The sequence below is a fragment of the Microcystis sp. M49636_WE2 genome, from assembly GCF_030065375.1.
GTDB classification, from domain to species: Bacteria; Cyanobacteriota; Cyanobacteriia; order Cyanobacteriales; family Microcystaceae; genus Microcystis; species Microcystis aeruginosa_C.
Window position 1 is genome coordinate 1 of sequence record NZ_JASJFG010001058.1, and the last position, 8,009, is coordinate 8,009.

At 44.6% G+C, this 8,009-nt stretch carries 5 protein-coding genes and 1 pseudogene; 3 read left to right on the forward strand and 3 right to left on the reverse strand.

From position 1 onward, the window contains the following. Positions 1 to 106: 106 nt before the first annotated feature. Complete coding sequence (locus tag PX484_RS24510) at positions 107 to 1,255, reverse strand: helix-turn-helix domain-containing protein (protein ID WP_287666845.1); 1,149 nt, start codon at positions 1,253 to 1,255, stop codon at positions 107 to 109. Between the two features lie 251 nt (positions 1,256 to 1,506). On the opposite strand from PX484_RS24510, the gene PX484_RS24515 reads away from it, so the two are divergent. The 3 genes from PX484_RS24515 (at position 1,507) to PX484_RS24525 (ending at position 5,143) form a co-directional block, all read left to right on the forward strand. Next, the gene (locus PX484_RS24515; protein WP_287766494.1) at positions 1,507 to 2,601 is read left to right on the forward strand and encodes a fatty acid desaturase family protein; all 1,095 of its coding nucleotides are present in this window, start codon (positions 1,507 to 1,509) and stop codon (positions 2,599 to 2,601) included. Between the two features lie 167 nt (positions 2,602 to 2,768). Next, on the forward strand, positions 2,769 to 3,284 hold the full coding sequence (gene pgsA / locus PX484_RS24520; protein ID WP_287666839.1) for a CDP-diacylglycerol--glycerol-3-phosphate 3-phosphatidyltransferase: 516 nt from the start codon (positions 2,769 to 2,771) through the stop codon (positions 3,282 to 3,284). Positions 3,285 to 3,436: 152 nt separating this feature from the next. Further along, positions 3,437 to 5,143, forward strand: coding sequence for a calcium-binding protein (locus PX484_RS24525; protein ID WP_287766492.1), 1,707 nt, complete (start codon positions 3,437 to 3,439; stop codon positions 5,141 to 5,143). A 328-nt stretch (positions 5,144 to 5,471) separates the two neighbouring features. Here PX484_RS24525 and PX484_RS24530 read toward each other — a convergent pair whose 3' ends face one another. After that, positions 5,472 to 7,724, reverse strand: coding sequence for a PBP1A family penicillin-binding protein (locus PX484_RS24530; protein ID WP_287766490.1), 2,253 nt, complete (start codon positions 7,722 to 7,724; stop codon positions 5,472 to 5,474). A 108-nt stretch (positions 7,725 to 7,832) separates the two neighbouring features. Continuing rightward, a pseudogene (locus tag PX484_RS24535) lies at positions 7,833 to 8,009 on the reverse strand (acetolactate synthase small subunit); the annotation flags it as partial.

Below are 8,009 nucleotides of genomic sequence, written 5' to 3' on the forward strand. Positions count from 1 at the left end.
CGATCGAGCTTGTTTAATCTCTGTTTCCGAAAAAGTTAGCCAAAGGGATTTCGGGTTAATTTGTTGCAAAATATCGAGGTTGACTTTCATGGTATCTCCTAACAGATTAGATTTGAGTTAAGTAGGACTGACAAAAATATTTTAGATAAGCATCGATCTCTTGTTTTTGCCGAGATTCTAATTGAATCTCATTTAACAAAATAGGGCAATCTTTGCCTTCCCTTGCACAGAGTAGCTGATAAATTTTTTTACATAATTGGGTTATTTCTCGACTAATAGTAGATGAATGAACTCCCAATCGATTAGCGATCTGTGCTTGCGTCATCTTTTGATGATAGTAACAATATGCAATCTGTTTAACTTCATCCTCAAGAGTGATTAATAACTTATTAATATCTTCCTGGATTTCTTGCTGTTGGAGTAAATCTTTACTTGGCTTCTGACCGGGGAGATTTTCCCAAAAGTAATTGCTATTATCGTCATAATTATTAAGCTCAAATCTAGAGTAAGAAGGATCGATATGATTACGCATTATCTCCCCTATTTGATTGAGTTTTGCTTGCACTTCCTCAACGGTGAGAATAACTTGCGGTTGTAACTGCTGCAAGCGATCGATTACTTGTTGCCAATCCTCCTCTTGCCACTTATCCAATGATCTAAGAGAAGCTTTTTTTACCTCTCGAAAACAGTTAAATATTAGCAGATGATTCTCGTTAAAGATACCCGATGTTCGTAAAACTTTTTGAATTTTATTTGCACTAAAAAGACTGACTATACCGAGATTAGTCCTGCCGATAGTTTTATACTCTCCTCGCAGGAAATTATAGAGAGTATTTCTCAATTTTTTATCTGTCCATTTTCCCAAGATTAAGCGAAAAAATCCTGGTTTGGTCTTTTGATCCTGAAAATTACCGTAAAAATTGCTAGGATTATTAATGATTGCCGTAGAAAGCAAATTCAGCAAATAGTAGAATAGGGTTTCATAATCAGCATCGATCCGATGGCCAACATTTTTATAGACCCTTTGAGTTACCATAGAGGAGCGATATTGTAAAAAAACCATCCAATGAGACTTGACTAATTGGTTATTAGGCTCATTCTGTAACCATTGCCACAGATAAAGATATACCGCTTCATCATCGGCCACGCTTCGAGCGATCGCATTGATCGATTTTCTTAATTGTGGCACTTCGCACCAGAAAACTCGATCGCCTTCAATCGCTTTAATAGTAGTATAAAAGTACCTAACGCTCATTTCTATCACCGGCTACAGGTATCTGATATCTGATTAGGTAAAAACCGAGGATTTTCTGCAAGAGTAGCAAACAAATTGAGCGATTGCCTTGCCAAGCGCACCTCTTTCTCTGACAATAGATGAGGGACAGGGACTGATGAGAAATTATCAGTTATAGTGAGACAGCCTTAGCAAACCAGTACAAGACTCATAAATTCACTCTGAGCTGCCACAAATAGCCGTCATATCAACTTCTAGGACAAAAATTAGGAATGCGAGTAACTTTTACTGAAAATCAGGGTTTTAGAAAGGAATTGAATAAACGGGTTGATGCTTATTTTACCGAAAACGGCATCCCCACCAGAGATAATTTTGCCATGTACCTGAAGACGATCACGATTTTCACTTGGGTAATTGCCGCTTGGCTGTTTGTGCTTTTTGGTCCGGATATCTGGTGGCTAAAAATTATCGGTTGCATGGTTTTAGGAGGAGGATTAGCAGGAATCGGTTTTAGCATTGGTCATGATGCTAACCATGGCAGCTATTCTAGTAAAAAATGGGTTAATTCTCTCATGGGCATGAGCTACGATTATATCATCGGTACTTCCAGTTATCTCTGGCGTTTTCGTCATAATTATCTCCATCATACCTACACCAATGTTTTAGGGTACGATGTGGAAATTCACGGCGATGGTGTGGTGCGAATGACTCCCCATGCCGAGCATAAATGGTACCATCGTTATCAACATTTATTTATCCCGATTATCTACGCTATAATCCCTATCTATTGGTCATTCTCCGATGTGCGCTCTATCCTCTTTGGTCATCGTTTTGGCGAGATTAAAATTCCCAATCCTAAACCGATCGATCTATTCGTTTTATTGAGCGGAAAAGTTGTTTATCTCTTTTGGTTTATTGGCATTCCTCTCTTAGTTGGTTATAGTCCCCTAGAAATAGCGATCGGTTTTCTCATTACTTTTATGACCTATGGGGTGCTTGCCTGTCATGTATTTATGTTAGCTCACGTTTTGGAACCCGCCGAATTTATTCAACCCTCGGAAACCAACCAAATCGAAGACGAATGGGCAATTTTTCAAGTGCGAACTACCGTGGATTTTGCCCCCCAAAATGCTTTTTTAAATTGGTATTTAGGGGGATTAAATTATCAAGTAGTCCACCATCTGTTCCCGCAAATTTGCCATATTCACTACCCCAAAATTGCCCCAATTTTAGCGGAAGTTTGCCAAGAATTTGGCGTTAATTATGCCGTTTATCCCACCTTCTGGGGTGCTTTAACTTATAATTATCGTTGGCTCAGACAATTAGGCAATAAACAAAGTAATTTCGATCTCAAATTAGCCAGCTAAATATCAGTTATCAGTTATCAGTTATCAGATGTAAGTTATCAGATGTAAGTTTTAAGTTAATTAGTTAGTTAGTTATCTTTATCTTTATACCTGTTTACTGTGTACTGTTTACTGATCACTATTTACTGGTCACTGATCACTGTTTAATGTTTACTGATCACTGAAAAATGAACCTACCCAACTCGATTACCCTATCGCGACTCTTGGGACTACCATTAATTTTATACTGGTTGCATCAAGGCACAGAAATCGATCGCTGGTTAAGTTTAATTATCTTTCTGATTGCTGCCAGCACCGATTGGCTCGATGGTTATCTAGCGCGAAAATTCAATCAAATCACCGAATTAGGTAAATTTCTCGATCCTTTGGTCGATAAATTGCTGGTTCTCGCTCCCCTCTTAGCTCTGATTGAAATGGATTTAATTGCTGCTTGGGGAGTATTTTTGATTCTCGCTCGCGAATTAGCGATCGCTGGTTGGCGCATTAATCCCAATTTAACGGGAAATAGCGACATAAAAGGGGCTAATTGGTGGGGAAAAAGCAAAACAGTCAGCCAGATTATCGCTATCGCTCTCTTAATTGCTCCCTTGCCTTCTGAATATAATTTAATTGCTCAGTTCGCTTTTTGGCTATCGGTGACATTAACTTTAATTTCTGGTGTGATTTATGTCACGCAAAATTGATAAAAACTTGACCAAATGTAAAATAACGAACATTAGCAATAATTTGCGGAGACAAATCGAGAGAATGGGGTTGCATTTTTTTTCTTAGTATATAATGGTCGGAGGGACTGTCAAACTCTTCAGATTCAAACAAATCATTCAAAGGAAAAATCATGCCAACTGTAACTATATCATTCGCTAACTTCACCTCTCCTGTTAATTTCAGTGGTGCTATGGATAGTTTTGTTCGTGATTTGCTGGACATCTATACTAATAGCCCCATTTCTATATCAGGACCAGGCATTACCATTACCCCCGATAATCTCACTCCCCAGGGCCTTTTATCCGACAACGTTACTACAGCGTGGAGAATAACCAACTTGGGCCCTGCTGATAGCGCAACCCTTTCCCAGTACGGTGGAGGCTTTTCTCAGTTATTTTCCCTGCCAGCAGATAGCCTTACCTTTGTTAGAGGTGGGTCTGCCGGCACTTATCAACTAAGCGGCGGTATTGTTAACACGAAAGCGTCGGGTACGGAACAAAATGGGATATGGAAACTCCTCGCCGCCGATTCCTATTTCATCACAGGTAGTGACTTCGACGATACTCTCACCGGTGGCGCAGGAGCCGATACCCTAAGTGGTGGAGGGGGAAACGATAGCCTAACTGGTGGAGGGGGAAACGATAGCCTAACTGGTGGAGGGGGAAACGATAGCCTAACTGGTGGCGCGGGAGTCGATACCTTCAACGTCGCCGCCGGCACCGACACCATTTCCGATCTTGGAAACGGTGTCGACATCCTGCTTGTCGCCGCTGGTGCCACGGCGAATGCCACGGCGGTAGCAGCCTGGACCGCCACTGCATCGACCAGCAACTCAGGCACTGCATCGGTCACGGCGAGCGGCTTTAACATCAACGTTGCTTCAGCGACTGGTACATCGGGATGGACGCTCACCAATAGCGGAAATGCCACTGCTGTCACCCTGACTGGCTCCGCTAACGCAGACACTCTCATTGGTGGAACTGGTGCCGATACCCTAGTTGGTGGCAATGGCAACGATAGCCTAACTGGTGGTGCTGGAGTCGATACCTTCAACGTCGCCGCCGGCACTGACACCATTTCCGATCTTGGAAACGGCGTCGACATCCTGATTGTCGCCGCTGGCGCCACGGCGAATGCCACGGCGGCAGCAGCCTGGACCGCCACTGCATCGACCAGCAAATCAGGCACTGCATCGGTCACGGCGAGCGGCTTTAACATCAACGTTAATTTAGCGACTGTTACATCGGGATGGACGCTCACCAATAGCGGAAATGCCACTGCTGTCACCCTGACCGGCGGCGGCCAAGCCGATACCCTAATCGGTGGAACTGGTGCCGATACCCTAGTTGGTAACGCTGGCGCCGATAGCCTAACTGGTGGCAATGGCAACGATAGCCTAGTTGGTGGAACTGGCAACGATACCCTAATTGGTGGCGCAGGGACCGATACCCTAATTGGTGCAGCTGGCAACGATACCTTTGTATTTACCAATCAAGACAGTGACTCAATAACATCCTTTTCTGTCTCTGCCTCTATTAATGGACCCGACGTCTTTGCAATTACCTCTAGTGCTTACACAGGCGCTCCAGTACCAGGTGCGGCAGTTGTTAGTACAGCGGCAGTCGCTGCCAATGCTGCTAACAGCATCGTCGTCGATACTTCAACCGCTATCACGGGCTTAATGGCAAATAAATCTAACATTCGTTTTGCCTACGCCACCGATACAAGGCAGTTCTTGTATGACACTGACAGTAACTGGTCGACGCCCAACACCCTCATTGCAACAACTACTAACACGCTTATTGGTTTAACTGCTGCTAACTTCGCCTTCATTTAATTTCCTTATTTGAATACACAGATACTGGGTGTATTAGCTAGGGCTAAGACACCCTTATTACTGTGAACCATTTAAATTGTTAGTTGAGATGAGGCAAGAGGCAAGACCCCCCGATGTCGGGGGGGTTGGGGGGATTCCACTAATCTTAAGGATAGACGGTTAAAATGGGTCTGAGCTTCAGAGCCATTGGCATTAGGGACTTGCGTGGGAATAATATCCCAATCGATCGGAGGGCGCAAGCTTTGCGCCCCTACAGTAACGGATTTTGTCCACAATGTAGGGGCGAACTGCGTTCGCCCAAAAGGTACATTATCAAAGCGCAAGTCCCTTAGTTTTCTGTGGTGATTAACTGACGGTGATAATCGCCCCATAACTTCGCTGCCTGTTGACTACTGCCGGAAGTGGGAGAATTGTTATCATTCCCTAACCAAATACCTGTCACCCAGTCGCGACGGGGAAGATAACCGATAAACCAGAGGTCCACATAATTATTAGTAGTTCCCGTTTTACCCGCTTCTCCCATGCCAACACTAGCAGCACCTCCCGTACCATTAGTTATCACCCCCCGCAAGAGGCTATTCATCGTTTCGGCCGTTTTAGGGGAGATTACCTGCTGATTTCTCTCGCTATCCTCGCCATAGTCATAAATAACCCGACAGGTACTCAAATCCTCCACATTTTCACAGTCGGAAGCGTCGAGAATGCGTTTAATAGCGTGGGGACGATTCCAGCGCCCACCGTGGTCAAAAACCCCATAAGCGCCGGTCATTTCTAAGACATTTACCTCGCTTTGCCCTAAAATTAGCCCCGGTACAGGATTTAAAGGTGATTTCACCCCCAAACGTTCCGCCACATTGACCACATTACTTAATCCTGCCTCGCGAGCAATGCGAAGGGCGACGCTATTTTCCGATTGCGCTAAACCTTGAAACATATTGACCCCCCCGCTACTGCGTTCACAGGGAGAATAGGCCTGTCCTTGCCAAGAGAGTCCCGCGCAGGTATAGATTTTATAGGGCGATATTCCCTTTTCTAGGGCGGCAGCATAAGCAAATACCTTAAAAGTGGAACCGGGTTGACGTTTAGCTTGGATAGCGCGGTTAAATTGGCTTTTTTGATAATCAACTCCCCCGACTAAAGCGAGAATTTCCCCGGTTTGACTGTTTAAAGTAACTAAAGCCCCTTGGGAGTAACGATAGCGGGGTCCTTGGTTTAAGACATTATTTTTTAAGCTTTTTTCTGCGATCGCTTGCAGCCGGCGGTCTAAACTGGTTTCAACAATAAAATTGCCCTCTTTAGCCACTTCTTCCCCTAAAAGGTCCTGTAATTCCTCGAAAACGTAACTATAAAAATATGGTGCAATCGTACTAGATAGGGATTTTTTGGCTTGGGGACTGATTTCAATGCGGGATCTGCGAGCGCTGGCGGCCGCTTCTGGGGAAATCATGCCTAATTGGGCCATGCGATCGATGACACGATTGCGTAATTGTACGGAAGTGTCATAATCTTGAATAGGATTAAATAAATTCGGGGCGGGTAACATAGCCACAAGGGTGGCAGCCTCGGAGATATCTAAATCTCTAGCGGATTTATCAAAATAAAAGCGGGCCGCATCTTCAAAACCGTAACCGGCCAGACCGAGATAAACTCGATTGAGATAGGTTTTGAGAATTGTATCCTTACTATACACCGCTTCTAATTGTAAAGCGACCACAGCCTCCCGGAGTTTGCGATCGGCAGTATTTTGGCGACCGACTTCGGGGAATAAACTACGGGCCAACTGTTGAGTCAGGGTACTGGCCCCTTGACGAATGCCCCGACCTTGCCAATTAATCATAACAGCCCGGACAATCCCCAAAGGATCAACGCCAAAATGCCAGTAAAAACGACTATCTTCGGAAGCGACAACCGCCTTGGGCAAATAGGGTGAAAAATCCCCCAGATTATCTAATTCTTGGTGAGTTTCCTGTCGAATGGGATTGAGGGGAGTTTGACCATCCCTAGCATAGACGACCACCGGACCTCTCACCCCGGAAGGGAGTGGATAAACATTAACTTTGCGACTTTCCCAGATAACCGCTAAAACTAATAAACCGAAAATACCACCCGCACCATAGAAACCATAGCGCAAAAGTCGCACCCACAGAGGAGGGGGACAGTAATAGGAGATGGTGACACAATTGGCTAAGTCTGGAGGGGCCAGGGTAAAGATATCACCATGACGCAGGGAAACGCTTTTCAGACGACGTTTACCCATATAAACCCCGTTAGTGGAGTTTTCATCTGTGAGCAGGAAATTATGGGGATTTTTCGGGTCACGCTGCAGGGAACAATGAATCTGACTGACCACGGTATTACGGATAGTAATATCACAGGAACTGGAACTGCGGCCTAACAAATAGCGATCGCCGATAAGGGGATATTTGCTTTCCCCACTGCCATTCTCGTTTTTAAGGCGTAATTCAGGAACTCTCGCCCCTTTTTTGAGATTTACCGCCTGAAAATTCACCTTTCCTTGCAATTTCTGCACGGCAACGGTGACAATTTGACTAATTTGGGTTTTCGGCGACTGGTTAGACATAGTTTTTATCAGTTATCAGCTTTTTAGCCATCAGCCATCAGCCATCAGGAGTCAGGAGTCATACTAAATCCTGTTTAGAAGGTATAGGGGAGTTCATACCCAACATCCCTAAATTGACATTTTAGCCTCTAAAGCTTTCAGGTATTCCGTATTGACTCCCGACTCGCGAATCAGAGCAATTTTACCGGTACGGGCCACCTCGCGAACGCCAAATTTATTCAGCATTTGCATAATCGCCACCATTTTACCCGGATCCCCCACCACTTCGATGGTCAGGGTTTCCTC

Coding starts and splice junctions, on each gene's coding strand:
- PX484_RS24510 (WP_287666845.1), bottom strand. CDS start 1,255: ATGAGCGTTAGGTACTTTTATACTACTATTAAAGCGATTGAAGGCGAT.
- PX484_RS24515 (WP_287766494.1), top strand. CDS start 1,507: ATGCGAGTAACTTTTACTGAAAATCAGGGTTTTAGAAAGGAATTGAAT.
- pgsA (WP_287666839.1), top strand. CDS start 2,769: ATGAACCTACCCAACTCGATTACCCTATCGCGACTCTTGGGACTACCA.
- PX484_RS24525 (WP_287766492.1), top strand. CDS start 3,437: ATGCCAACTGTAACTATATCATTCGCTAACTTCACCTCTCCTGTTAAT.
- PX484_RS24530 (WP_287766490.1), bottom strand. CDS start 7,724: ATGTCTAACCAGTCGCCGAAAACCCAAATTAGTCAAATTGTCACCGTT.